This window comes from Kribbella jejuensis (assembly GCF_006715085.1).
GTDB classification, from domain to species: domain Bacteria; phylum Actinomycetota; class Actinomycetes; order Propionibacteriales; family Kribbellaceae; genus Kribbella; species Kribbella jejuensis.
Genome location: NZ_VFMM01000001.1, coordinates 3,492,592 through 3,514,355 on the forward strand (window position 1 = coordinate 3,492,592; position 21,764 = coordinate 3,514,355).

The 21,764-nt window shown below is 69.6% G+C and carries 24 protein-coding genes and 1 tRNA gene; 18 read left to right on the forward strand and 7 right to left on the reverse strand.

Annotation, left to right across the window (positions count from 1 at the left end; all coding sequences use genetic code 11):
- Positions 1 to 25: 25 nt before the first annotated feature.
- The 7 genes from FB475_RS17290 (at position 26) to FB475_RS17320 (ending at position 5,779) form a co-directional block, all read left to right on the forward strand.
- Entirely contained in the window at positions 26 to 1,003 is a 978-nt protein-coding gene (locus FB475_RS17290) for a sugar-binding transcriptional regulator (protein ID WP_202878356.1), read from the forward strand.
- Positions 993 to 2,324, forward strand: a complete 1,332-nt coding sequence (locus FB475_RS17295; RefSeq protein ID WP_141857240.1) for a threonine/serine exporter family protein — start codon at positions 993 to 995, stop codon at positions 2,322 to 2,324. Before FB475_RS17290 ends, FB475_RS17295 begins: the two co-directional genes overlap by 11 nt.
- A 50-nt stretch (positions 2,325 to 2,374) precedes the next feature.
- The gene (locus FB475_RS17300) at positions 2,375 to 2,962 is read left to right on the forward strand and encodes a TetR/AcrR family transcriptional regulator (RefSeq protein WP_141857242.1); all 588 of its coding nucleotides are present in this window, start codon (positions 2,375 to 2,377) and stop codon (positions 2,960 to 2,962) included.
- Entirely contained in the window at positions 2,959 to 3,600 is a 642-nt protein-coding gene (locus FB475_RS17305) for a VC0807 family protein (RefSeq protein ID WP_141857244.1), read from the forward strand. The genes FB475_RS17300 and FB475_RS17305 overlap by 4 nt, the downstream gene beginning before the upstream one ends.
- 90 nt (positions 3,601 to 3,690) lie before the next feature.
- Entirely contained in the window at positions 3,691 to 4,089 is a 399-nt protein-coding gene (locus FB475_RS17310; protein WP_141857246.1) for a cyclic nucleotide-binding domain-containing protein, read from the forward strand.
- The gene (locus FB475_RS17315; protein WP_238332192.1) at positions 4,079 to 5,053 is read left to right on the forward strand and encodes an adenylate/guanylate cyclase domain-containing protein; all 975 of its coding nucleotides are present in this window, start codon (positions 4,079 to 4,081) and stop codon (positions 5,051 to 5,053) included. Before FB475_RS17310 ends, FB475_RS17315 begins: the two co-directional genes overlap by 11 nt.
- Before the next feature lie 3 nt (positions 5,054 to 5,056).
- Entirely contained in the window at positions 5,057 to 5,779 is a 723-nt protein-coding gene (locus tag FB475_RS17320) for a GNAT family N-acetyltransferase (protein ID WP_141857250.1), read from the forward strand.
- Here the strand turns inward: FB475_RS17320 and FB475_RS17325 are convergent.
- Complete coding sequence (locus tag FB475_RS17325; RefSeq protein ID WP_141857252.1) at positions 5,763 to 6,680, reverse strand: hypothetical protein; 918 nt, start codon at positions 6,678 to 6,680, stop codon at positions 5,763 to 5,765. The two genes, FB475_RS17320 and FB475_RS17325, sit on opposite strands and share 17 nt — an antisense overlap.
- A complete protein-coding gene (locus FB475_RS17330; RefSeq protein ID WP_141857253.1) occupies positions 6,677 to 7,006 on the reverse strand; it encodes a PadR family transcriptional regulator in 330 nt (109 codons plus the stop codon). The genes FB475_RS17325 and FB475_RS17330 overlap by 4 nt, the downstream gene beginning before the upstream one ends.
- A gap of 104 nt (positions 7,007 to 7,110) precedes the next feature.
- On the opposite strand from FB475_RS17330, the gene FB475_RS17335 reads away from it, so the two are divergent.
- Complete coding sequence (locus FB475_RS17335) at positions 7,111 to 8,037, forward strand: helix-turn-helix domain-containing protein (RefSeq protein ID WP_141857255.1); 927 nt, start codon at positions 7,111 to 7,113, stop codon at positions 8,035 to 8,037.
- Here the strand turns inward: FB475_RS17335 and FB475_RS17340 are convergent.
- On the reverse strand, positions 8,034 to 9,965 hold the full coding sequence (locus tag FB475_RS17340; RefSeq protein ID WP_141857257.1) for a Xaa-Pro dipeptidyl-peptidase: 1,932 nt from the start codon (positions 9,963 to 9,965) through the stop codon (positions 8,034 to 8,036). The genes FB475_RS17335 and FB475_RS17340 overlap by 4 nt on opposite strands.
- A 142-nt stretch (positions 9,966 to 10,107) precedes the next feature.
- On the opposite strand from FB475_RS17340, the gene FB475_RS17345 reads away from it, so the two are divergent.
- Entirely contained in the window at positions 10,108 to 11,127 is a 1,020-nt protein-coding gene (locus FB475_RS17345) for a LacI family DNA-binding transcriptional regulator (protein ID WP_141857259.1), read from the forward strand.
- On the forward strand, positions 11,124 to 12,026 hold the full coding sequence (locus FB475_RS17350) for a 1,4-dihydroxy-2-naphthoyl-CoA synthase (RefSeq protein WP_141857261.1): 903 nt from the start codon (positions 11,124 to 11,126) through the stop codon (positions 12,024 to 12,026). Before FB475_RS17345 ends, FB475_RS17350 begins: the two co-directional genes overlap by 4 nt.
- Here FB475_RS17350 and upp read toward each other — a convergent pair whose 3' ends face one another.
- On the reverse strand, positions 12,027 to 12,668 hold the full coding sequence (gene upp / locus FB475_RS17355; RefSeq protein ID WP_141857263.1) for a uracil phosphoribosyltransferase: 642 nt from the start codon (positions 12,666 to 12,668) through the stop codon (positions 12,027 to 12,029).
- Positions 12,669 to 12,774: 106 nt separating this feature from the next.
- Here upp and FB475_RS36810 point away from each other — a divergent pair, with 106 nt between their 5' ends.
- The 5 genes from FB475_RS36810 to FB475_RS17375 all read left to right on the forward strand — a co-directional run bounded on the left by FB475_RS36810 (position 12,775) and on the right by FB475_RS17375 (position 15,741).
- Positions 12,775 to 12,936, forward strand: coding sequence for a hypothetical protein (locus FB475_RS36810; RefSeq protein WP_185759280.1), 162 nt, complete (start codon positions 12,775 to 12,777; stop codon positions 12,934 to 12,936).
- A gap of 127 nt (positions 12,937 to 13,063) precedes the next feature.
- Positions 13,064 to 13,546, forward strand: coding sequence for a tRNA adenosine deaminase-associated protein (locus tag FB475_RS17360; protein ID WP_141857265.1), 483 nt, complete (start codon positions 13,064 to 13,066; stop codon positions 13,544 to 13,546).
- 31 nt (positions 13,547 to 13,577) lie between these two features.
- Positions 13,578 to 14,006, forward strand: coding sequence for a nucleoside deaminase (locus tag FB475_RS17365; protein WP_141858029.1), 429 nt, complete (start codon positions 13,578 to 13,580; stop codon positions 14,004 to 14,006).
- Between the two features lie 13 nt (positions 14,007 to 14,019).
- Positions 14,020 to 14,110 (forward strand) — tRNA-Ser (locus FB475_RS17370).
- Positions 14,111 to 14,229: 119 nt separating this feature from the next.
- Positions 14,230 to 15,741 (forward strand): potassium/proton antiporter, encoded by a 1,512-nt coding sequence (locus FB475_RS17375; protein ID WP_141857267.1) that lies wholly within the window; start codon positions 14,230 to 14,232, stop codon positions 15,739 to 15,741.
- On the opposite strand, the gene FB475_RS17380 is transcribed toward FB475_RS17375, so the two are convergent.
- The gene (locus tag FB475_RS17380) at positions 15,738 to 16,301 is read right to left on the reverse strand and encodes a LytR C-terminal domain-containing protein (RefSeq protein ID WP_141857269.1); all 564 of its coding nucleotides are present in this window, start codon (positions 16,299 to 16,301) and stop codon (positions 15,738 to 15,740) included. The two genes, FB475_RS17375 and FB475_RS17380, sit on opposite strands and share 4 nt — an antisense overlap.
- A 32-nt stretch (positions 16,302 to 16,333) precedes the next feature.
- Positions 16,334 to 16,627, reverse strand: coding sequence for a type II toxin-antitoxin system VapB family antitoxin (locus FB475_RS17385; RefSeq protein WP_141857271.1), 294 nt, complete (start codon positions 16,625 to 16,627; stop codon positions 16,334 to 16,336).
- A 176-nt stretch (positions 16,628 to 16,803) separates the two neighbouring features.
- Between FB475_RS17385 and FB475_RS17390 the strand changes: the two genes are divergently transcribed.
- The 3 genes from FB475_RS17390 to FB475_RS17405 all read left to right on the forward strand — a co-directional run bounded on the left by FB475_RS17390 (position 16,804) and on the right by FB475_RS17405 (position 20,450).
- On the forward strand, positions 16,804 to 18,348 hold the full coding sequence (locus FB475_RS17390; protein WP_141857273.1) for a helicase HerA-like domain-containing protein: 1,545 nt from the start codon (positions 16,804 to 16,806) through the stop codon (positions 18,346 to 18,348).
- A gap of 215 nt (positions 18,349 to 18,563) precedes the next feature.
- The gene (locus FB475_RS17400) at positions 18,564 to 19,904 is read left to right on the forward strand and encodes a GGDEF domain-containing protein (RefSeq protein WP_141857274.1); all 1,341 of its coding nucleotides are present in this window, start codon (positions 18,564 to 18,566) and stop codon (positions 19,902 to 19,904) included.
- A gap of 21 nt (positions 19,905 to 19,925) precedes the next feature.
- Positions 19,926 to 20,450 carry a SigE family RNA polymerase sigma factor gene (locus FB475_RS17405; protein WP_141857276.1) on the forward strand — a complete coding sequence of 175 codons (525 nt, stop codon included), beginning with the start codon at positions 19,926 to 19,928 and terminating at the stop codon, positions 20,448 to 20,450.
- Between the two features lie 486 nt (positions 20,451 to 20,936).
- On the opposite strand, the gene FB475_RS17410 is transcribed toward FB475_RS17405, so the two are convergent.
- On the reverse strand, positions 20,937 to 21,398 hold the full coding sequence (locus tag FB475_RS17410) for a hypothetical protein (RefSeq protein ID WP_141857278.1): 462 nt from the start codon (positions 21,396 to 21,398) through the stop codon (positions 20,937 to 20,939).
- Between the last annotated feature and the right edge of the window lie 366 nt (positions 21,399 to 21,764).

Sequence of the window (21,764 nt, forward strand, 5' to 3'; positions counted from 1 at the left end):
TTTGATCGTTGTGAGAGGGGTGTCGGTGAACAGCAACCGCGGGGTGCGCCGGCCGGGGCTGGACGAGCTGCGGCTGCTCGCGAAGGTGGCGCGGATGTACCACGAGAAGGGCATCCGGCAGCCGCAGATCGCCGCCGAGCTGAACCTGTCCCAGGCGCGGGTCTCGCGGATGCTGAAGCAGGCCGTCGACGTCGGCATCGTGCACACCGTGGTGACCATGCCGAGCGGCGTGCACAGCGACCTCGAGGACGAACTCCAGGGCCGGTACGGGCTGCGCGACGCGGTCGTCGTGGACACTCTCGGCGTGGGGGACGACGTCCTGCCGGCGCTCGGTTCCGGCGCGGCGGCGTACCTCGACATGACGCTCACCGGCGGCCATGTGGTCGGGATCTCGTCCTGGAGCGAGACGCTGATCTCGGCCGTCGACCGGATGCCGCGCAAGAGCGTGCCGGTGGTGGACAAGGTGGTGCAGATCGTCGGCGGGCTGGGCGACGCGGCCGTACAGATGCAGGCCACCCGGCTGACCGCGCGGTTCGCCGAGCTGACCGGCGGGATGCCGGTCTACCTGCCGGCGCCCGGTCTGGTCGGCACCCCTGCGGTACGCCGGGCAATGATGAACGATGTGTCCGTCCGGGATGTTCTGGGCACCTGGGGTCAGCTCACCGACGCCCTGGTCGGGATCGGCAGCCTGGAACCGTCGCCGCTGCTGCAACGCAGCGGCAACGCGGTGGCGGAGGCTGACCAGGACGAGCTGCGCCGGCTCGGGGCCGTCGGGGACGTGTGTTTCCGGTTCTTCGACGAAGAGGGAAAGCTGGTGCGTTCGACGTTCGACCAACGGGTCATCGGGGTGACCGCGAAGGAGCTGCTGGCGGTACCGCGCCGGATCGGCGTGGCCGGCGGCGAACGCAAGTACTCCGCGATCCGCGCCGCGCTGCTCGGCGGCTGGGTGAACATCCTGATCACCGACCTCGCGATGGCACATCGCCTGCTCGATGGAGCCTGACCAGCAGCGGGAGGTCTACGCGACCATCGACCTGGCGTTGCGGGTCGGTGAGGTGCTGCTGTCCAGCGGCGCCGGTACGGCGGATGCGACCGCGACGATCCTCGGTGTGACCGCGGCCGGCGGGCTGCGCGGGTGTGAGGTCGACATCACGTTCACCTCGATGGCCGTCTCGTACCAGGCCGCCCCGGACGTCGCGCCGGAGACGCACATTCGGCTGGTCCGGTACCGCTCGCAGGACTTCTCCCGGCTGACCGACGTCGACCGGCTGGTACGGCGGTTCGCGGCCGGCGAGCTGACCCGCGAGGAGGCGTCGCGCGAGCTGGCCCGCCTGACATCGGCGGGACCGCCGTACCCACGCTGGAGTGCGGTGCTCGCGTGGGGCGTGATGGCGGGCGGCGCGACGTTGCTGCTCGGCGGTGGTTGGCTGATCACGCTGGTGGCGGTGCTGACCGCGATCGTGATCGACCTGAACAACCGCTGGTTCAACCGGCAACGGTTGCCGGCGTTCTACCAGCAGGTTGCGGGCGCGTTCGTCGCGACCGCGGTCGCGCTGGTGCTGTACGCGATCCATGCGCCGGTGAAACCGTCCCTGGTAGTTGCCGCCGGCATCATCATGTTGCTGGCCGGGATCGCCCTCACCGGTGCCGTCCAGGACGCGATCACCGGGTACTACGTGACCGCCGCGGCCCGCAGTCTCGAGGCGATGCTGCTGACCGGTGGGATCATCGCGGGCGTCTCGCTCGGTCTGGCGCTCGGAGTGCGGCTCGGCCTCAAGGTCGGGATCGAGCCGCAGACGATCCAGTTGGCGAACCTCCCGGTGATGGTGATCTCCGGCGCGGTGATGGCGGTCGCGTTCGCGTACGCGTCGTACGCACCGCTGCGCGCGCTGCTGCCGGTCGCGGTGATGGGTGCGCTGGCCTCGCTGATCTTCACGGTGATGACCAGAGCGTCTTTCGGTCCGGCCTGGTCCACCGCGGCGGCCGCCTTCGTCGTCGGACTCGGCGGGTACTCCGGCGGCCGGCGGACCGGCGTACCACCGCTGGTCGTGGTGGTCGCCGGGTCGATCCCGCTGCTCCCGGGGTTGACGATCTACAAGGGCCTCTACGAGCTGACCGCGGGCGGCCAGCTGATCGGCATCGTCAGTCTCACGACCGCGGTCGCCATCGGGGTCGCGCTCGCCTCCGGGCTGATCCTCGGCGAGTACGTCGCCCAACCGATCCGCCGCGAAGCCCGCCGCCTCGAAGACCGCCTCGCCGGCCCCCGCCTGGTAGGCCTCCGCCGCCCCATCCGCCGCCGAACCAACCGCCGCCGCGCCCGCTAGTAGGGCCCGTTTCCTTGACGGCGTGTTATCCACCTGGATAACTTTTACTCATGCGGATAAAAGATGGCACCGATCGGAGCCGGAGTACGGCGGCGCGCCGGGATCAGATCGTTGCGGCGACGATCGCCGTGCTCGCGCGGCGTGGGTACGCCGCGACGTCGTACGACGCGATCTGCGAGGAGGCCGGGCTGAGCAGCAAGCGGCTGATCTCATACCACTTCTCGACCAAGGACGAGCTGCTCGCGGAGGTCCTCCGTCGGGTCACCACGGACGCGGCGGCCCGGATGCGGCCCGCTATCGAGGCGGAACCACGCCCTGAGGGGAAGTTGGCGGCGTACATCCGTTCCAACCTCCAATTCATCGCGGACCATCCGGACCACGTTCTGGCGGTCCAGCAGATTGCCTTCGCGGCGGTCCCCAACCAGGAGGGGGACGCCGCCGTCGCTCGCCTGGTTGTGCTGTTCGAGGAGGGTCAACGCGCGGGAGCCTTCCGTACCTTCGACCCGACGCTGATGGCCTACACGCTGCGAGCCGCAATCGACGCCGCTGCCACGCGCTTGGTCGCAGGGGCTGATGCCGGCCGGTACGCCGAGGAACTCGTCGAACTGTTCCATCAAGCCACCCGGGCCAACCGATGAACCGCACGGACGCGGTCAAGCCGAAGGCTCGGTGGGGAGCTGTTCTGGCGCCGGTGCTGGTGGATCTGGTGCTGCCGCTGGTGATTTTCTACGGATTGCGGCAGGCGGGTGTGGGGATCGTCGGCGCGACTCTTGCGGGGTCGGTGATTCCGGTCGGCCGGACGGCGTACTCGATCGTCCGGGGCCGGAAGGTCGACTGGATGGCTGTGTTCGTGATTGTGGCGTTGGCGGTGGGGACCGTTGCGTCGTTGGCGATGCACAGTCCGCGGATGTTGCTGGCCAAGGACGGGGTGATCACCGCGCTGTGCGGCGTGTGGATGCTCGGGACTGTTGCCATTGGCAAACCGTTGCTGCTGGCGATGGGGCGCGGGATCGCGGAAGCCAAGCGGGGCAAGGGTGGCGGCGAGGTCTGGGCCGGTCGGTGGGAGCGCGAGCCGCGGTTCAGGCACGGGATCCGGCTGATCACGATCGTCTGGGGCGTCGGGCTGGTGTTCGACGCGGTGGTGCGCGTGGCGATCGCGTACGCGCTCCCGCTCGACGCGGTCCCGGGCGCGACGACAGCCCAGTGGATCGTGCTGTTCGTACTGCTCTACGGCTTCATGATGATCTACTCCCGCAAGAACGACCTGCTCGCCTGAACCGCCGATTTTCGGCTACCGGATGACCCCCGCGGTTTCCAGCCGTTAGAGTTACCGACTGGAAACATCGTCGCGACGAGGAGGATCGACGTGGCTCTGGGTAGGACGTCCCCGCGGGACCTGCCGCTGTTCGCGGATCTGTCCGGGCGGGACATCAGGGAGATCTTCCGGGCCGGCGAGGAAGTTTCGGTACCGGCCGGCTGGTCGCTGATCCTGGAGCAGACGCCACCGGACGCGGCGTACCTGATCCTCAGCGGCACCGCCGCGGTCCGGGAGAAGGGCGAGGAGATCGCCGAGCTCGGGCCGGGTGACATCGCCGGCGAGGTCGCGGTCCGGAAGAACACGTTGCGGACGGCAACCGTCACGGCGAAGTCGCGGCTGCAGCTGCTGCACTTCACCCGGGAGAAGTTCGACGACCTGACCCGGCGGCTGCCGGCGTTCCGGGACGCCATCGACGCCACCATTGCCGAGCGCCGCGGTGGCTCCTGAACCTGATCTCGCCGGCGTCCAGCGCGAGTTCGAGCGCACCCTGCTCGGTGGCGAGCGGAAGTTCACCCGGATCGAGGTGTCCGAGCGGGCCGGGATCTCGATCGAGCGCGCCGAGCGGATGTGGCACGCGCTCGGCTTCGCGACGGTCCCGGACGACGAGGTGGCGTTCACCGACAACGACGTCGAGGCGCTCCGGCTGGTCGCGGCACTCGAGGACGACCGGTTCATCGAGCCCGAGATGGAGTCCTCGCTGGCCCGCAAGCTCGGGCAGACGCAGTCCCGGCTGGCGTCCTGGCAGTCCGCGATGTTCCTGGATTTCCTCGGCAGCTCGAAGCTGTCCGCGGACGAGGCGATCGAGGTCGCCGGTCTGCTGTTGCCGGCCATGGAACGCCTGCAGACGTACGTCTGGCGCCGCCACCTGGCCGCTGCCGCCGGGCGCGCAATGGCCGGCTCCGACGAGCTGGCCCGCGGCGTCCGCGCGGTCGGCTTCGCGGACATCGTCAGCTACACCCGGCTGACCCGGCGACTGACCGAGGCGGAGCTCGGCCAGCTGATCGAGCGGTTCGAGGGAATGGCCGCGGACATGGTCGCGCTGAACGGCGGCCGGGTGATCAAGTCGATCGGCGACGAGGTCCTGTTCGTCACAGACACCGCAGCGGAGGGCGCCGCCGTCGCGCTGGCCCTGCAGGACGCGGTGAACGCCGACGAGGACCTGCCCGAGCTGCGGATCGGCCTCGCGTACGGGACGATCCTGATCCGGCTCGGCGACGTGTACGGAGAGGTCGTCAATCTGGCCGCGCGGCTCACCACCGAGTGCAAACCGGGTCGCGTCCTCGCCGACCGTGAACTCGCGACCGCCCTGGACGGTCACCCGGACTACGTCATCCATCGTCTCCGCCGGGTCTCGGTCCGTGGTTACCGGCACCTGGTGCCATATGCGATTCAACGTTCACCTACCGTGTGACGCGTGCACGAGATCAGGACGCCGGCCGAGCTGGAGCTGGTGAGTGAGGGCGACTCGATCATCGACTGGGCGGCGCAGGGTTTCGCTGCCGGGGTGCGCGCCTGGCGAGTGGGTACGGCGGTGGCCGTCGCGTCACCGGACGTATCGAAGCACGACCGGCTCGCGGTCGCCGGGCCGATCGAGGACGCCGTCCGCGCGGTGACCGGCGCACTGGCCGAGGTCGGGCCGTCGTACCGGCCGTTCGGGGACGAAGTGTTGATTCGCGCGCTGGCCGAACGCGTACCGGGTGTGCGGTTCTCGGCCGCGTTCGGGTGGATGGACGCGGATCAGGTCCCGGACGTGACCACGGGCGCGACCTGGCTGGACACGGACGCGGGCGTGGAGGAACTGCTCACCGAGGCGTCGCCGTCGTCGTACGCGTGGCCCGGGCATCCCGGCGTACGGCGCTGGGCCGCGCTGAGCGGCGATCGTGGTGAGCTGCTGAGTATCGCGGCCGATGCGTGGAGTGCGCCGACCGTCGGGTACCTGGCCGGGGTCGCGACGCGATCTGTTGCCCGAGGCAAGGGATTGTCCCGGCAGGTGTGCGGGTTCGTGACGGCCGAGCTGGTGAAGAGCTGCGGCCGGGCCGCGCTGATGGTCGACAACGACAACGCGGCCGCGATCGCTGTCTACCGGCGGCTCGGCTACACCTACCGTCAGGTCGCGGCGGCTAGCGCGTCGGCTTGACCGTGGGCTTGAGCGTCGGAGTTATGGCCGGTGGCGGGGCGAACGTCGGCTTGGTGGTGTCCTTGCAGTTCTGCGGGTCGGTGATGACGCCGTTCTCGTCCGGGACGATCGTCGCCAGCGGGAACAGGTTGCTCGTGTTCCCGCGCTGCCCGGGCCCATAGGTCTGCGCGCAGTCCTGCCGGTCCAGGTCGATCGGGTTGCCGTCCTGGTCGTACAGCCGGACCGAGACCTGCTTGCCCTGGGCATCGAACGGGTAGATGTTCGTCACCGGCGAACCGTTCAGCATCAGCCCGGTCTGCGGCGGGTTGTACGTCGAGCCGCCGTGCCGGGCCTGGTAGTTGTCGAGGAACCCGAACGACGCACCCATGTACGCCGCCGCGAGGAACGCCGGTACCGCGACCGCGGCGACCACGTTCAGCGGTACGACGTACCACAGCCAGCGGGCGTCCTGCTGGGTCCGGCGGCCGATCCAGATCGACACCCCGGCGCCCGCGAACGCCCCGACCACGGTCACCGCCGGCGCCCCGAACAGCGCGAAGAACCCGCCCGCGCCGATCATCCCGCGCGCGACCCACCAGATCGGCTGGCCGATCGCCACCAGTTCGTGCCGGATGTTCGGCGGGATCTGGTCGATCCAGCCGCGCAGCGCGGCCGCGGCGCGCGCCCCGTGGCGGGTGTCGAGCACCACCCGCGGATCGTTGCCGCGCAACGCCTGGATGCCGAGGAACGCCGCCACGAACAGCACCCCGAACCCGAGCACGCCGAAGAACGACGTCTCCCGCCGCGACCACGCGAAGATCCCGACCGCGATGAAGAACGGGCCGACGGTCGCCGCGATCAGACCCCACCGCAGCGCGTCCCACCCGGCCGAGGTTCGCTCCTGGGGACTCTGGCCGTTCACGCGGCCTCCTTCTGCACCAGCAGCACCGACATGGCGCCGGCGAAGTGGTTCCAGGTCTCGGTGGAGTGGGCCAGCAGCTCACGCCCGGTCTTGTTCAGCCCGTAGTACTTGCGGTGCGGGCCTTCCTCGCTTGGCTGGATGTACGACGTCAGCGCGCCGGCCTGGAACAGCCGCCGGAGCGTCCCGTACACGGACGCGTCCGCCACGTCATCCAGTCCCGCAGCCCTCAGCCGGCGGAGTACGTCGTACCCGTAGCCGTCGGCGTCCCGCAGGACGGCCAGCACGGCGAGATCGAGAACGCCTTTGAGCAACTGGGTCGTGTCCATGGCAAACCTCCTCGCTGCAGGCTACTCCACACTGCGGAGTACTCCGCCAAGCAGCGCAATTTCGATCAAGTCCGCAGCGGCCGGGTGGGGGCACAGTGGTGCACATGGCGGATGTGTTCGAGGAGTTCGTGGCCGTGGTGGCGGCCGGACTGAGTGGTCCGTGCGATCAGGTCGACGGGGCCGGACTGGCCGGGCGCGCGCACCTGTCGCGGTTCCATTTCGACCGGGTGATCGGTGCGGTCGCGGGGGAGTCGCCGTTCGCGTTCCGGCGGCGCGTGCTGCTCGAGCGAGCGGCGTACCGGTTGCTGGCCGAGCCGGTCACGGTCCTGGACGTCGCTCTGGAGGCTGGGTACGGCTCGAACGAGGCGTTCACGCGTGCGTTCGCTCACGCGTACGGGATGCCTCCGCGGGAGTGGCGGCGGGAAGCGTCGCGGGTGTTCTTCCTCGCGGCGCCCAGTGGAGTGCATTTCCAGCCGCCGGCCGGACTCCGGCTGCCGGCCCGCAGAAAGGTGAGGGGCATGGACGTACTTGTCAGGATGGTCGAGCACCACGTGTGGCTGACCGGAGAAATGATCGAACGCGGCGCCCGGCTGGACGCCGCCACGCTGGACCGGCCGATCGAGTTGTCGGTCGAGGGTATCGACGACGACATCTCGATCCGGTACCTGCTCGACCGGCTCGTCTGGCAGGAGGAGATGTGGCTGGCCTCGGTCGAGGACCGCCCGTTCCAGGTCCCCGAATGCGGCCGCGAGGTGGTCACGCCGATCCCCGAACTCCGCACCCGGCACGCCGACGCCGGCGCCCGGTTCGTGGCCCTGGTCAACCAACTCAACGAGGACGGCCGCTTCGACGAGAGCTTCGTCGACACCACCTGCGAACCACCGCGGGTCTTCACCTACGGCGGCATGGTCGCGCACGTCCTGACCTTCGCCGCGCACCGCCGATCGCTGCTGATCGGCGCGCTCTACACCGCCGGCGTCACCGACCTAGGTTTCGGCGACCCCATGCAGTTCGTCGCTGAAGGCAACTAGTTCTTCGGGTCGTGGAGGTTCGGCCGCTGGGTCGGGGTGGTGATGTCGACGTCGATGGGGTGGAGCTTGGTGGGGGCGGTGATCTTGCCGCCGGTGACCGGGAGGTTGAGCTTGCTGCCGGCGACGTCGATGTCGATGGTGGCGCCGGTATCGTTCGGGCTGGTCCACTCGGTGTCGGACAGCGTGATCGCCAGGCCGAGGACGCGGCCCTTCGGGATGATCTCGTCCTGGGCACGCAGCGGGACGGTCACGGTGGTCCACTGGTCCGGCGTCAGCGGGGCCGGGTTCGACAGCGACTTGCTGTGCGAGGCGTCGATCCAGCCGCGGCTGACGATGCCGTGATCGCTTTCGGTGCTGAGCTTCTGCACCGTGTAGTAGCAGCTGTCGTCGTAGTCGGTGCTGGAACCCTCGCAGGTGCTGTCATCGGTACGGCGAATGCCGGAGTACCGCTCGGCGTCGCCGTACTCGATCAGCCGGGCCGTGATCGGCGTGGTCGGCGAGTCGGACTTCAGCCGCAGCGTGACCGACGGCGTACCGCTGACCCGCAGCGGAGCGGCGAGCGGTGCGGACACGAACATCTGCCGGCCGGCGATCACGTCGGTCGGGTCCGCGACGATGTCGTCCTCGGTCAGGTCCGTGTCGTCGGTGATCGTGACCGTACCCTTGCCTGCGGCCCCTAGTTTTCCCGTTGCCAACGGCACCGACATCGGCCGGTTCACGGCCGGCCAGGTCTTGTAGTCGCGCCACACGTTCGGCGTCGTCTCGACCGAGACCATCGGCTCCTTCATCACGTTGTTGTGCAGGCCCTGCAGCCAGTAGTCGAACCACTTGTGCAGCTCGTCCACCCACTCGTCGCGACGGAACTCGAACGGGTCCACGTGGTCCTCGAGCCCGAGCCACAGCTTGCGCGGCACGTTGTTGCGGGACAGTGCGGACCACCACTGCGAGAAGTGGTTGGTCTGGACGTTGTAGTCGCTCAGCCCGTGGGTGATGAACACCGACGCCTTCACCTTGGACGCGTCCTTGGTGTAGTCGCGGGCGGCCCAGAAGGCCGTGTAGTCGCCGGTGTCGTCGTCGTCGTTGTCGCCCAGGTCACCGCGTACTTCGTCGCACGCGGGGCTGTCGTGACCGACGTACCCACCCAGCCAGGGCATGTAGTCGTCCGAGTACGGTACGCCGCCCGACCGGGTGTAGTCGTACCACGAGGAGATCGCCGAGATCGGCACGATCGTCTTCAGGCCGTTGACGCCAGTGGCGGCGACGCCGTTGGCCAGCGTGCCGTCGTACGACTTGCCGATCATGCCGACCGCGCCGGTGGTCCAGGTCGCCTTGACCGGTTGCCCGTTCGCGGTGTGCGCGGTGTTGCGGCCGTTCAGCCAGTCGATCACGTCGACGACGGACTGGATCTCGTCCGGCCCGCCGACGTCGCCGCAGCCGGTGGAGCGGCCGGTACCCAGGATGTCCACGCCGACCATCGCGTACCCGCGCGGGACGAAGTAGTTGTCGTAGAACAACGGCATCTTCCGGATCACGCCGTCGCCGTCGTAGGTCTTCTTCTCGTTCTCGTTGCCGCGTCCGCAGCAGGTGTAGTACGGCGAGGCGTCCATGATCACCGGGACCTTCACGCCGGCCTGGGCGGGCTCGCTGGGCCGGACGATGTCGACCGCGATCACGTCGTTCTTGCCGTCGGAGTCGGTGTCCATCGTGGTGTCGACGTACACCGACTCCCGGATCGCCGCGGAGTAGTCGTAGACCGGCTGCGTGCTCTGAGTGCGCGCGTCGACGTGCTGCGGCACACTGGGAGCTGCCGGGGCCGGCGTACTTGGCCCGTCCGGGATCGGTGCCGCCAGCGCGGGACCGGTGAGGGTCGTCAGGCTGAGCACGGCGGACGAGACCAGGATCGTCACCCTGGCGCGGACGGTCCTCATGGCTGGGAAGGCTAGTCATTCCCGCGCCGCAATGCCAGGTTCTGCCGAGATTGGCAGCGACCTGCCCGATACTCAGCGTAGGAACTGACGGGTTCGATAGGGTGACCGCCACCGCCCACCGGGGGGTTAGGAAGGGTAGGCCATGAATCTGCGAGCACCGGTGACACTGCTGGACGTGGCACAGCGTGCGGGCGTGTCGGTCGCGACCGCCTCCCGCGTGCTGAACGGCGGGGACCGGGTTCCCCGTCCGGAGCTGCAGGAACGGGTCAAGGCCGCGGCCGACGAGCTCGGCTACACGCCGAACGCGCAGGCCCAGGCGCTGGCCAAGTCGTCGACGAACGTGGTCGGCATCCTGGTCCACGACATCGAGGACCCGTACTTCGCCGCGATCGCGAACGGCGTGATGCGGGCCGCGGACGAGCGCAACCTGCTGGTGATGATGGCCAGTACGTTCCGTGACTCCGACCGTGAGATCGCCTACCTGTCGTCGTTGCGGGCGCAACGGGCCCGGGCCGCGGTGATGATCGGCAGCCGCCGTACCGACGCCGGGAGCCTCGCGCGGACGGCGAACGAGGTGGAGAGTTTCCTCAACTCCGGCGCGGGTCTGGCGCTCGTCAGCCAGTCCGGGATGCCGGCGCACACCGTTGAACCGGACAACCGTTCTGGTTCGGCGGACCTGGCCCGCGAGCTGGTGCGGCTCGGTTACCGGAAGTTCGCGGTACTCGGTGGACCCGAAACCCTTGCCACCGCACGCGATCGGCGTGACGGGTTCATCGCCGGCCTGGCCGAAGCAGGGCTCGAAGCGATTGCGGTCGAGACCGGTGAGTTCACCCGCGACGGTGGGTACGCCGCCGCGGAACAGCTGCTGGACCGCAACGCCGACGTCGACTGCCTGTTCGCGGTCAACGACGTGATGGCGGTCGGCGCGATGTCGGCGCTGCGGGCGCGCGGTGTCGACGTACCGGGCAAGCTCGGCATCGCCGGGTTCGACGACATCGCCACACTGCGGGACGTCTGGCCGGGTCTGACGACCGTACGGCTGCCGCTGGAGCAGATGGGCCGCCGGGCGCTCGAGCTGGCGATCGAGGGCGGCGAGCCGACCACCGAGACCTTCAAGGCCGAGGTCGTGCTGCGGGAGAGCACAGCTATTCTCCGGGGGTGACCGTCTCCGAGATCTTCGACCCAGCGGCCTGGAAGCAGGTCGACGGCTTCGAGCTGACCGACATCACCTACCACCGTGCGGTCGACGCCGGGGTGGTGCGGATCGCGTTCAACCGGCCCGAGGTACGCAACGCGTTCCGGCCGCAGACCGTCGACGAGCTGTACCGGGTGCTCGACCACGCGCGGATGTCGACCGACGTCGGCTGCGTACTGCTGACCGGTAACGGTCCGTCGCCGAAGGACGGCGGCTGGGCGTTCTGCTCCGGCGGTGACCAGCGGATCCGGGGCAAGGACGGGTACAAGTACGCCGAGGGCACGACCGCGGAGTCGATCGACCCGGCGCGGGCGGGCCGGCTGCACATCCTCGAAGTACAACGGCTGATCCGGTTCATGCCGAAGGTCGTGATCTGCGTCGTCCCCGGGTGGGCCGCGGGTGGCGGGCACAGCCTGCACGTGGTCGCGGACCTCACGCTGGCGTCCGCGGAGCACGCGCGGTTCAAGCAGACCGACGCGGATGTGGCGTCGTTCGACGGCGGGTTCGGGTCGGCGTACCTGGCCCGGCAGGTCGGGCAGAAGTTCGCGCGGGAGATCTTCTTCCTCGGCGACGAGTACTCCGCGGACGACGCGTACCGGATGGGCATGGTGAACAAGGTCGTCGCGCACGCCGAGCTCGAGGCGGTCGCGCTCGAGTGGGGCAAGAAGGTGTGCGCGAAGTCACCGACCGCGCAACGGATGCTGAAGTACGCGTTCAACGCGATCGACGACGGGTTGGTCGGGCAGCAGTTGTTCGCGGGCGAGGCGACCCGGCTCGCCTACGGCACGGACGAGGCCGCCGAAGGACGCGACGCCTTCCTGGAAAAGCGCGCCCCCGATTGGTCCCCGTATCCGTACGCGTTCTGACTACTGGGCGACGCCGTACAAACGGTCGCCTGCATCGCCGAGGCCCGGCACGATGTAGCCCTTGTCGTTCAGGTGTGAGTCCATGCCGGCGATCACCAGGTTGCACGGGACGTGCAGGTTGGTGAGTTCGCGTTCGACGCGCTCGACGCCTTCAGGGGCCGCGAGCAAGCAGATCGCGGTGATGTGGTCGGCGCCGCGGTCGACCAGGAACTGGATCGCGGCCGCGAGCGTGCCGCCGGTGGCGAGCATCGGGTCGAGGACGTAGCACTGGCGGCCGGACAGGTCCTCCGGGAGGCGTTCGGCGTATGTCGACGCGGTCAGCGTCTGCTCGTTGCGGACCATGCCGAGGAAGCCCACCTCGGCGGTCGGGAGCAGCCGGGTCATGCCCTCGAGCATGCCGAGACCGGCGCGCAGGATCGGTACGACGAGCGGCTTCGGCGCGGCGAGCTTCACACCTTCGGCCGCCGCGACCGGGGTCTGGACGGTGACCGGACCGGTACGCACGTCCCGGGTCGCCTCGTAGGCGAGCAGGGTGACGAGCTCCTCGGTCAGCCGGCGGAACGTGGGTGAGTCCGTCCGCTCGTCGCGCAGCGCGGTGAGCTTGTGGGCGACGAGCGGGTGGTCCACGACGAGGATCTGCATAAGGCCGAACGGTACCGTCGGCGATTCGGCGCGGGAAAGCGCGCTCGCTGAAACAATGAGTACCGCATTGGAATCCGCCCTGCCGCCCTCCAGGGAGCGTGAGCCGATGAGTGAGAAGACGCCCGAGCAACTCGACCGGCTACGGCGCCGCGCCGCCTTCCTGCGCGAGCGCGAGGAGGCCCGAGCGCTGCGCGACCGGATCGCTCCACGCCGGGCCCGGGCCCGCCAGCTCCGCGAGGCGATGCGCTGGGCGACCTACCATCACTGACCGCCAGGCCATCACGATCGGGCCGGTCGCGCCGACACGCGCGGGAACAGGACCGAAGAGACTCAATTGTGATGGCCTGGCGGTCCGCAACCTCCCACGCCCGCCGGAACTCTGCGACGATGGGTCCGTGTCAGATACGGCTACGGACCTGGACTTCGCGGTCGCTGCCTACACCGAGGACGGGCACTGGACCGTCACTCCGCTGGTCCTGCGCGGTGAGCCGGACCTTTCCACCCTGGTCTCTGCGCTCCGCCGGTTCCCCGGGGAGGCGGGAGTGCTCGGGATGGTCTCCGTCGACGAGGACTTCTTCGTCCTGGTCCGGGTGCACGGTGGTCGCGCGCGGCTGCTGATCTCCGACGTCACCGCGGCGACCGAGTGGCCGCTGGCCCGGCAGATCGTCGACGAACTCGACATCCCGCTGGCCGATGACGACGACGAACAGGTACCGGCCGGTGATCTCGCGATCATCGCCGACCTCGGGATGAGCGCGATGGAGCTCGGCGCGCTCTGCGACGAGGTCGATCTCTACCCCGACGACATGCTCGAGGAGATCGCCGACGTGCTCGGCTTCGGCGACCAGTTCCACGACGCGATCGAAGCTGTTGGCTAGTCCGCTGCTGCGCCGGGAGTGGTCGCGGTTGATGGCGATCGCACTCGAGGAGGCCGAGCGGGCGCTGCCCGACGTACCGATCGGCGCGCTGGTGGTCGCCGAGGACGGCGAGATCATCGGGCGCGGGCACAACGAGCGCGAGGCGACCGGCGACCCGACCGCACACGCCGAGGTACTGGCGATCCGCGCGGCGGCCAAGCATGTCGGCGAGTGGCGGCTGACCGGGTGCACCTTGGTGGTCACGCTGGAACCGTGCACGATGTGCGCCGGGGCGATCGTGCTGTCCCGGCTGGAGCGGCTGATTTTCGCCGCGTACGACGAGAAGGCCGGCGCGGTGGGGTCGTTGTGGGACGTCGTACGGGACCGCCGGCTGAACCACCGGCCCGAGGTCGTGGGCGGCGTGATGGCCGATGTGGCGGGCGCCCGGCTGCGCGATTTCTTCATCGGCCACAGACCTTGATATTGTCCTCGGCGGTGGCGTGTCCGAGCGGCCGAAGGAGCGCGCCTCGAAAGCGCGTGACGGGCAACCCCCGTCCGAGGGTTCAAATCCCTCCGCCACCGCCAACCGCCCTCCGGGGTGGCAGCTAGGCCGGAGACCCTGATGCTGTGTGATGCGTCAGGGTTTTCGTCTCTCTGCACCTGACTCGGGGGACAGACTCGGGACGCTCGACGAGAGGGCCCCTATGGACGTTGCGGAGCTCGACCGGATCCTGCTCGGGGGTGCGGCGGTCCTGCTGGTCGCGGTGGTCGCGGTCCGGCTGTCCGCGCGGATCGGGCTCCCGTCGCTGTTGATCTACCTCGGCATGGGGCTGATTCTCGGGGAGTCGGGGCCCGGGCACATCCACTTCGAGGACGCCCAGCTCGCGCACGCGCTCGGTTTCGCGGCATTGGTCGTGATTCTGACCGAGGGCGGCCTGACCACCCGGTGGAACGAAGTACGCCCGGTGATGCCGCTCGGCCTGATGCTCGCGACGGTCGGGGTCGCGGTCAGCGTCGGTGTGGTGGCCTGCGTGGCGCACTTCGTCCTCGGGCTCAGCTGGCAGCTGTCCGTGCTGCTCGGGGCGGTCACGTCCCCGACGGACGCGGCGGCCGTGTTCTCGGTGCTGAGACGGGTCCCGATCCGGCCGCGACTCCGTGGGGCACTCGAGGCCGAGTCCGGGCTGAACGACGCTCCGACGGTGTTGCTTGTCACGCTCGTCAGCACCGGTGAGGTCGGCGAGAAAGGCCTGCTGCCGTTCGCGGGCCTCGTACTGTACGAGCTGGTCGTCGGCGCGCTGTTCGGGCTCCTGGTCGGCTGGGTCAGCGTCCGCCTCATCCGGCGGATGGCGCTCGGCTCGGCGGGTCTCTACCCGCTCGCGGTGCTGTCCGTGGCGTTCATCTCGTACGCCGGGGGCTCCGTACTCCTGCACGTCTCCGGATTCGCTGCCGTGTACGTGACGTCGCTGGTGCTCGGGCGGGCCGAGCTGCCGCACCGGATGGCGACGCGCTCATTCGTCGACGGGATCGCCTGGCTCGCGCAGATCGGGCTGTTCGTGATGCTCGGACTGCTCGCCTCACCAGGGGCTTTCGGGTGGAACGACGTCCTCGTCGCGCTGGTGATCGGGATCGCGGTGACCGTCGTCGGGCGGTTCGCGTCGGTGGCGATCTGCGCTGCACCGTTCCGATTGCCGTGGGCGGAGCGGACGTTCATCTCGTGGGCCGGGCTGCGCGGCGCCGTACCGATCGTGCTGGCAACCATCCCGCTGGCCGAGGGCGTACCGCAGGCAGAGCGGATCTTCGACGTGGTGTTCGTGCTCGTATTGGTGTTCACGTTGCTGCAGGGTCCGTCGCTGCCGTGGCTGGCGAAGCGCCTCAACGTACTCGACGAGAACGCGGCGCACGAGGTGGACATCGACGTCGCGCCGCTCGAGTCGCTCGGCGCGGACATGCTGCAGGTCCACGTACCGAGCGAGTCGCGGCTGGCCGGCGTCGAGATCGGCGAGCTGCGGCTGCCGCCGGGCGTATCGGTCTCGCTGGTCATCCGCGGGGAGCAGGCCTTCGTACCGGACCGCCGTACCGTGCTCCGGGCCGCCGACTCGCTGCTGGTGGTCGCGCCCAGCCCGGTCCGCGAACAGACGGTACGGCGACTCCGCGCCGTGTCCCGAGCCGGCCGGCTGGCCGGTTGGTTCGGCGAACGCGGCCGGGAACAGCACTAGTTGGGGTTCTGCCCCGATGGGATCGGTTGCGGGGTGCCGACGACCGGAAGGCAGACCGTCGTACCAGGGGCGACCGTGACGGACGGGATGCCCTTCAGCCGGACCGAGCCGAAGCCGGCGCCGATCACCAGGTCGACCGTGTGGTCGGTTCGGCCGTCGCCGATCATCTGCGCGCGCTGGTTGAGCTGACCGGCGACGAGCAGCATCTCGGGGGCTGTCGCGGACGCACCGCGCAGCGCGACGACGTCGGTCTTGTCGCCCTTCGGCTCGTTCGCGACCCGGTCGATGTTGAAGCCGCGCTTCTTCAGCGCGTCCGCGACCCGGCCGGCCGAGCCTGCGCGGGCGCCGCCGTTGTAGACGTTCAGCACGACCTGCTTCGGCAGCAGCCGGTTGTTGGTCAGCTTCTGTTCGGTGCAGGTCGGTTCGGCGCTGGAGCTCATCAGCGACTTCCAGCCCCACCAGCCACCACCGGCGAGGATCGCCAGCAGGACGACCATCGTGATCGGCGTACGCCACCGGATCCGCGAGTGCGGTCTCGGTTGCGGATGAATCGCTGTCATGTGCTCGACCCCCCGTGAGCGGCAGCCATTGGTCAGTCCACTACCAGTACCCGTGCGTGCAACACCTGGCGCTGCTGCAGCGCGGCACGGAGCGCGCGGTGCAGGCCGTCCTCGAGGTACATGTCGCCCTTCCACTCCACGACATGCGCGAACAGGTCGCCGTAGAAGGTCGAGTCCTCGTCCAGCAGCGCGTTCAGGTCAAGGGTGCCCTTGGTCGTGACGAGTTCGTCCAGCCGGACCTGCCGTGGTGGCAGGGCCGACCAGTCCTTCGGCCGCAACCCGTGGTCCGGGTACGGCCGATCGTCCCCGACGCGCTTGAAGATCACCCCCCGAAGTCTAGCCGGGTGAAAGGTCTCGCGAGGAGGCCATGGATGTCCCCGGAATAGTCCGGACCCGGATTTCAGTCTTTCGGAGGAGCGAGGCGTCACGCGTGTGGTCGTGACATCGGAGGACTAGCATGCCCCCGGGACGTTTTCGTTCAACCGGGGAAAGGCACGCTCAGATGGCCGAGAAAGCCGACGTCGTCGAGACCGTCAAGCAGGGGTACGCGTTCGAGGGGGCGGCGCTCGAGCTCGGCGCGCTGCTGGTCGACGGCGAGCCGAAGCCGGAGGCGGCGGTCCGGATCCCGCTGGGGATGATGAACCGGCACGGCCTGGTCGCGGGTGCCACCGGTACCGGTAAGACGAAGACCCTGCAGCTGATGGCGGAGCAGCTGTCTGCGGCCGGCGTGGCCGTGTTCGCGGCCGACGTGAAGGGCGACCTGTCCGGGATCTCGCAGCCCGGCGCGGGCGGCGACAAGCTGCTCGCCCGGACCAAGGCGATCGGCCAGGACTGGACCGCCACCGGGTTCCCGACCGAGTTCTACGCGCTTGGCGGCCAGGGCACCGGCATCCCGATCCGCGCGACGATCACGTCGTTCGGGCCCGTACTGCTGTCCAAGGTGCTCGGGCTGAACGACGTACAGGAGTCGTCGCTCGGGCTGATCTTCCACTACGCCGACAAGGCCGGGCTGACGCTCCTCGACCTGAAGGATCTGCGCTCGGTCATCCAGCACCTGACCTCGGACGAGGGCAAGGAAGACCTGAAGGAGCTCGGCGGACTGTCCGCGGCGACCGCGGGCGTGATCCTGCGGTCGCTGATCGGGTTCGCGGACCAGGGCGCCGAGGCGTTCTTCGGCGAGCCCGAGTTCGAGACCGGGGACCTGCTGCAGCAGCGCGACGGGAAGGGGCTCATCTCGCTGCTCGAGCTGCCGAACCTGCAGGACCGGCCGGCGCTGTTCTCGACGTTCCTGATGTGGCTGCTCGCGGACCTGTTCCACGAGCTGCCGGAGGTCGGGGACATGGACAAGCCGAAGCTGGTGTTCTTCTTCGACGAGGCGCACCTGCTGTTCAACGACGCCTCGAAGGCGTTCCTCGACTCGATCGCGCAGACCGTACGGCTGATCCGGTCGAAGGGTGTCGGGGTGTTCTTCGTGACCCAGACGCCGAAGGACGTGCCGGACGCGGTGCTCGCGCAGCTCGGTTCGCGGGTGCAGCACCAACTGCGGGCGCACACGCCGAACGACGCGAAGGCGCTGAAGGCGACGGTGTCGACGTTCCCGAGTTCGTCGTACGACCTCGGTGAGGTGCTGACCCAGCTCGGCATCGGCGAGGCGATCGTGACCGTGATGAACGAGTCCGGCGCGCCGACCCCGGTCGCGTGGACCCGGCTGCGCGCGCCGCAGTCGCTGATGGCTCCCGCCTCCGCGGAGCAGCTGACTGCGGCTGTGCAGGCGTCGCCGAACAACGCGAAGTACTCACAGATGGTGGACCGTGAGTCGGCGTACGAGATCCTCGCGGCGAAGGTCCAGGCCGGCGCGGCGCAGGCCGAGGCGGAGAAGCAGCAGCAGGAGGAGACCAAGCAGGCGGAGGCGCCGCGGCCGCGGGCCCAGAAGCCGGAGAAGTCGATGGTCGAACAGGTCATCGGCTCGTCGGCCTTCAAACAGTTCGCCCGCTCCGCCGGCCGGGAGATCGTCCGCGGCCTCTTCGGCGCCGCCCGCCGCCGCTGACCCCCAGACCCCCGCCCCGCTGTCCCCCCGGATCCCCGCCCCGCTGCCCCCCGGCCCCCCGCCCCGGAGCGAAGCGGAGGGGCGGGTGCTTTTGCTCTTGATTGTTGATCAAACGAATGACTCGCGGCTGAGGCGCGATCGTTCTCATACCGTCACCGGGGAGCGCGCCGTCACGGATTGGGGCGAGGCGCCTACTCGTCGTACCGTGTGAAGTGATGGTTGCACAGAGTAGGCAGGCGGTCCGGTCCTGGGCGCTCTGGACCCTGACGGTCCCGGCGTTCCTCGTCGTCGTGCTCGTCGACCTGGCCGCCGTCGGGTACGGCGTCCACGCGTTCGCCGAGGGCCCCAGCTGGCGCGAGCTCGACGTCGTCTTCGCGCTCACCGTCTCCGCGCTGATCTCGGTTGAAGGCGCACGCCGGGTGGAGAGCCGCCGGCGCCGCGGCGGCGCGTTGCACAAGGATCTCGCCCCGGCGTGGATGATCGCCGCGGCCGTCATCCTGCACCCCGCGCTGGCGATCCTGGTCGCCGTACTGCTCCGCATCTGGTGGCGGATCCGCGCCGGCAGATGCATCCCGTACCGCTGGGCGTTCTCCACCGCTGTCCACGTCCTCGCGGTCGGCGCGGCGCATGCCGTGTTCGTCTCCGCGCACCACCTGACCGGCGACAGCGGCCTCGGCCTCGTGATCTCGATGGCCGGCGGCGCCTTCGCGTACGTCGTCACCGACACGTTGTTGTGCGGACTCGCGATCTCGCTGATCATCCCGGGCAGCAACCGGCAGGAGACGATCGGCGGCCTGGACGACCTGTGTACCGACGCGACCGCCGCCACGCTCGGCTGCCTGCTCGCCGCGGCCTGCCTGGTGACGCCGTGGTTCGCGTTCGTGGCGATCCCGATCACGCTCACCGCCCAGCGCGCACTGCTTCTCGGCCAGTTGGAGACCGAGGCGCAGACCGATCCGAAGACCAGCCTCACCAGGGTCGACTGGTGGCGCCGCCGGACCGAGCAGATGCTCCGTACCGCGCGCAACCAGCACGAACCGATGGCCGTACTGCTCGTCGACATCGACCACTTCAAGCAGGTCAACGACCGGCACGGCCACCTGGTCGGCGACGAGGCGCTGCGCGCGGTCGCGACGATCCTGCGCAGCGCGATCCGGGTCAAGGACGTGATCGGGCGGTTCGGCGGCGAGGAGTTCGTGATCGCGTTGCCGGACACCGGGATCGACGAGGCCACCGTGACCGCGGACCGGCTCCGGAACGCGGTCGGCAGCAGCCCGCTGGCGGCGATGTGTGCCGGCGTACTCGACGATCCGGACCTGGATCCGGACACGTTCCACCTGACCGTGAGCATCGGCGTCGCCGTGTACCCCAACGACGGCGCGTCCGTCGACGACCTGCTGCTGCGGGCCGACCGGGCGATGTACGCCGCGAAGGCCGCCGGACGGAACCGGGTCCGGCTGGCCGCCGACGTGGTCGAACTGCCCCCGGTGATGGCGGCGAAGAATTTCTCCGAACAGACAGAACCTTTGACTCCTGTTCAGCGTCCTGTGGGGTGAGGACGGCAGGACGGAGCACGCATGGCGGCAGCGGGGAGTCGTGACGACGACTTCACGGCATTCGTGCTGGCCAGATCCGCGCGCTTGGTCCACTTCGCCCGCATGCTCTGCGGCGACACCGGGCTGGCCGAGGACCTGGTACAGACTGCCCTGGAGAAGGCGTACCTGCGCTGGGACCGGATCGAGATGGCCGACCCGTTCGCGTACGTGCGACAGGCGGTGGTCAACCAGCACCTGTCGTGGGTGCGCCGACGTCCCTGGCGTGAGCGCTCGACCGGGGACGCCGCCGAGCTCGACCTGCTCCTCGAACCCTCCGGCGACCCCAGTTCCGGAGTCCAGCACCGCGTGGCGATCCGCTCCGCGCTGGCGGGGCTGAGCCGTCGGGAGCGGGCGGTCGTCGTACTTCGCTATGTGGAAGACCTGACCGAACGCGAAACCGCCGCGGTGCTCGGGGTGGCAGTAGGGACCGTGAAGAGCGCCAACGCGAGAGCGTTGGACAAGCTACGAACCGCCCCGGAGTTGGCGGGCGTGGGGGACCGATCATGAGCGGCCGACTGCCGGCGCCGGGTGGTTTGGGGGTGGGGATGTGATGGAGGAAGACCTGCGGGAGGCGTTGGCGCCGGACCACTCGGTCGCGCCGCTGGACCCGGCGCGGGTGATCGCGGGGGCGCGTCGGCGTCGGGTTCGTGGACGTTTAGCGGTCGCGGCGGCTTCGGTTGCTGTTGCGGGGGTCGCTGCGGGTGTGTTCGGGGGTGGTACGCCGGGTGGTGGCGGACCGCAGCCGGCCGACCCGCCGTCTCGTGTCTCACCGCGGGTGGTGACGCCTACACCGACGTACCCGCCGAGCACACCCGCACCGACGCCGACCGTTCCTCCCACCGCGCCATCGACCGTTCCTCCCACCGCGCCACCATCAGTCCGCCCGACCGCGAGTCGAACCCAGTCGCCGCCGACGGCCACTCCGACCATGACCACACCTGCTGGGCCGCCGACTCCCGGCCGCCACGTAACTCCGACCACCCGTTCGCCGCGCTAGCAGAACCTTTTGCCCGGCCGGTGGCGTCCTTCGGCCTGACCGAACATCACATAGGTGCGGAGGGCAACAATGAACGAGGTAGGACCGAACCGCCGGACTACCCGAATCCTGCTGGCGGGCCTCGCGACGGCGGCAGTCGTCGGAGTCGCGGTGGCCGGTACGGCGATGGCGCGCAGCAACAACAACACCACCGCCGCCGCAGCCGTCCAAGGCGGCCCGACCCGGGCAACCGCCACACCAACGCAGCTGACCCCTGCCACCCCGACCCGCTCACCGTCAGCCCGTCCCGTCCCAGCCCCCACCTGCTGGACCAGCGCCACCCCGACCCGCGCCGCGACCCCCGTGCCGACCATGACCCCGACGCGCGCCGCGACTGCGGCGCCGACCATGACCCCGACGCGCCGAGCGGTTCCCACGCCCACGGTCGCCGCGACCCGGCGGGCGGTTCCCACACCCACCGTGAGCTCAACCGGCCGACCGGTGCCCAGAGCAACGGTCTCACCGACCGTCCCACCGCGCCGTCCGGTCGCCACCCCAAGCCTCCCGCCCACCGTGGCACCACCGTGCGACCCGAGCGCAGCCCCCACCGCCTCCCCATCGGTCCCGCCGACCCGCACCCCCGGCCCCCGCCGAACCCCAACCGTCGACCCGAAGCCCACCCCGCGCCAGACCCCGAGCGAGCCACCGACGGTTTCGCCGCGCGGCAAGTAGGTCCCGGACCGCCCCCACTCACCAAGCAACCGACCGCACACATCCTGACGAACCAGTGAGCGTGCGGTCGCGGTGCTGCTGAGGGTTGATGAGTGTGGGCGGTCCGCCAGGCC

Bases quoted from the DNA above. Each gene is read 5' to 3' on its own strand.
- FB475_RS17380 (WP_141857269.1), bottom strand. From the start codon at position 16,301: ATGACAGCGATTCATCCGCAACCGAGACCGCACTCGCGGATCCGGTGG.
- FB475_RS17300 (WP_141857242.1), top strand. From the start codon at position 2,375: ATGCGGATAAAAGATGGCACCGATCGGAGCCGGAGTACGGCGGCGCGC.
- FB475_RS36810 (WP_185759280.1), top strand. From the start codon at position 12,775: ATGAGTGAGAAGACGCCCGAGCAACTCGACCGGCTACGGCGCCGCGCC.
- FB475_RS17295 (WP_141857240.1), top strand. From the start codon at position 993: ATGGAGCCTGACCAGCAGCGGGAGGTCTACGCGACCATCGACCTGGCG.
- FB475_RS17365 (WP_141858029.1), top strand. From the start codon at position 13,578: ATGGCGATCGCACTCGAGGAGGCCGAGCGGGCGCTGCCCGACGTACCG.
- FB475_RS17375 (WP_141857267.1), top strand. From the start codon at position 14,230: ATGGACGTTGCGGAGCTCGACCGGATCCTGCTCGGGGGTGCGGCGGTC.
- FB475_RS17400 (WP_141857274.1), top strand. From the start codon at position 18,564: ATGGTTGCACAGAGTAGGCAGGCGGTCCGGTCCTGGGCGCTCTGGACC.
- FB475_RS17330 (WP_141857253.1), bottom strand. From the start codon at position 7,006: ATGGACACGACCCAGTTGCTCAAAGGCGTTCTCGATCTCGCCGTGCTG.
- FB475_RS17390 (WP_141857273.1), top strand. From the start codon at position 16,804: ATGGCCGAGAAAGCCGACGTCGTCGAGACCGTCAAGCAGGGGTACGCG.
- upp (WP_141857263.1), bottom strand. From the start codon at position 12,668: ATGCAGATCCTCGTCGTGGACCACCCGCTCGTCGCCCACAAGCTCACC.
- FB475_RS17345 (WP_141857259.1), top strand. From the start codon at position 10,108: ATGAATCTGCGAGCACCGGTGACACTGCTGGACGTGGCACAGCGTGCG.
- FB475_RS17335 (WP_141857255.1), top strand. From the start codon at position 7,111: ATGGCGGATGTGTTCGAGGAGTTCGTGGCCGTGGTGGCGGCCGGACTG.
- FB475_RS17305 (WP_141857244.1), top strand. From the start codon at position 2,959: ATGAACCGCACGGACGCGGTCAAGCCGAAGGCTCGGTGGGGAGCTGTT.
- FB475_RS17340 (WP_141857257.1), bottom strand. From the start codon at position 9,965: ATGAGGACCGTCCGCGCCAGGGTGACGATCCTGGTCTCGTCCGCCGTG.
- FB475_RS17405 (WP_141857276.1), top strand. From the start codon at position 19,926: ATGGCGGCAGCGGGGAGTCGTGACGACGACTTCACGGCATTCGTGCTG.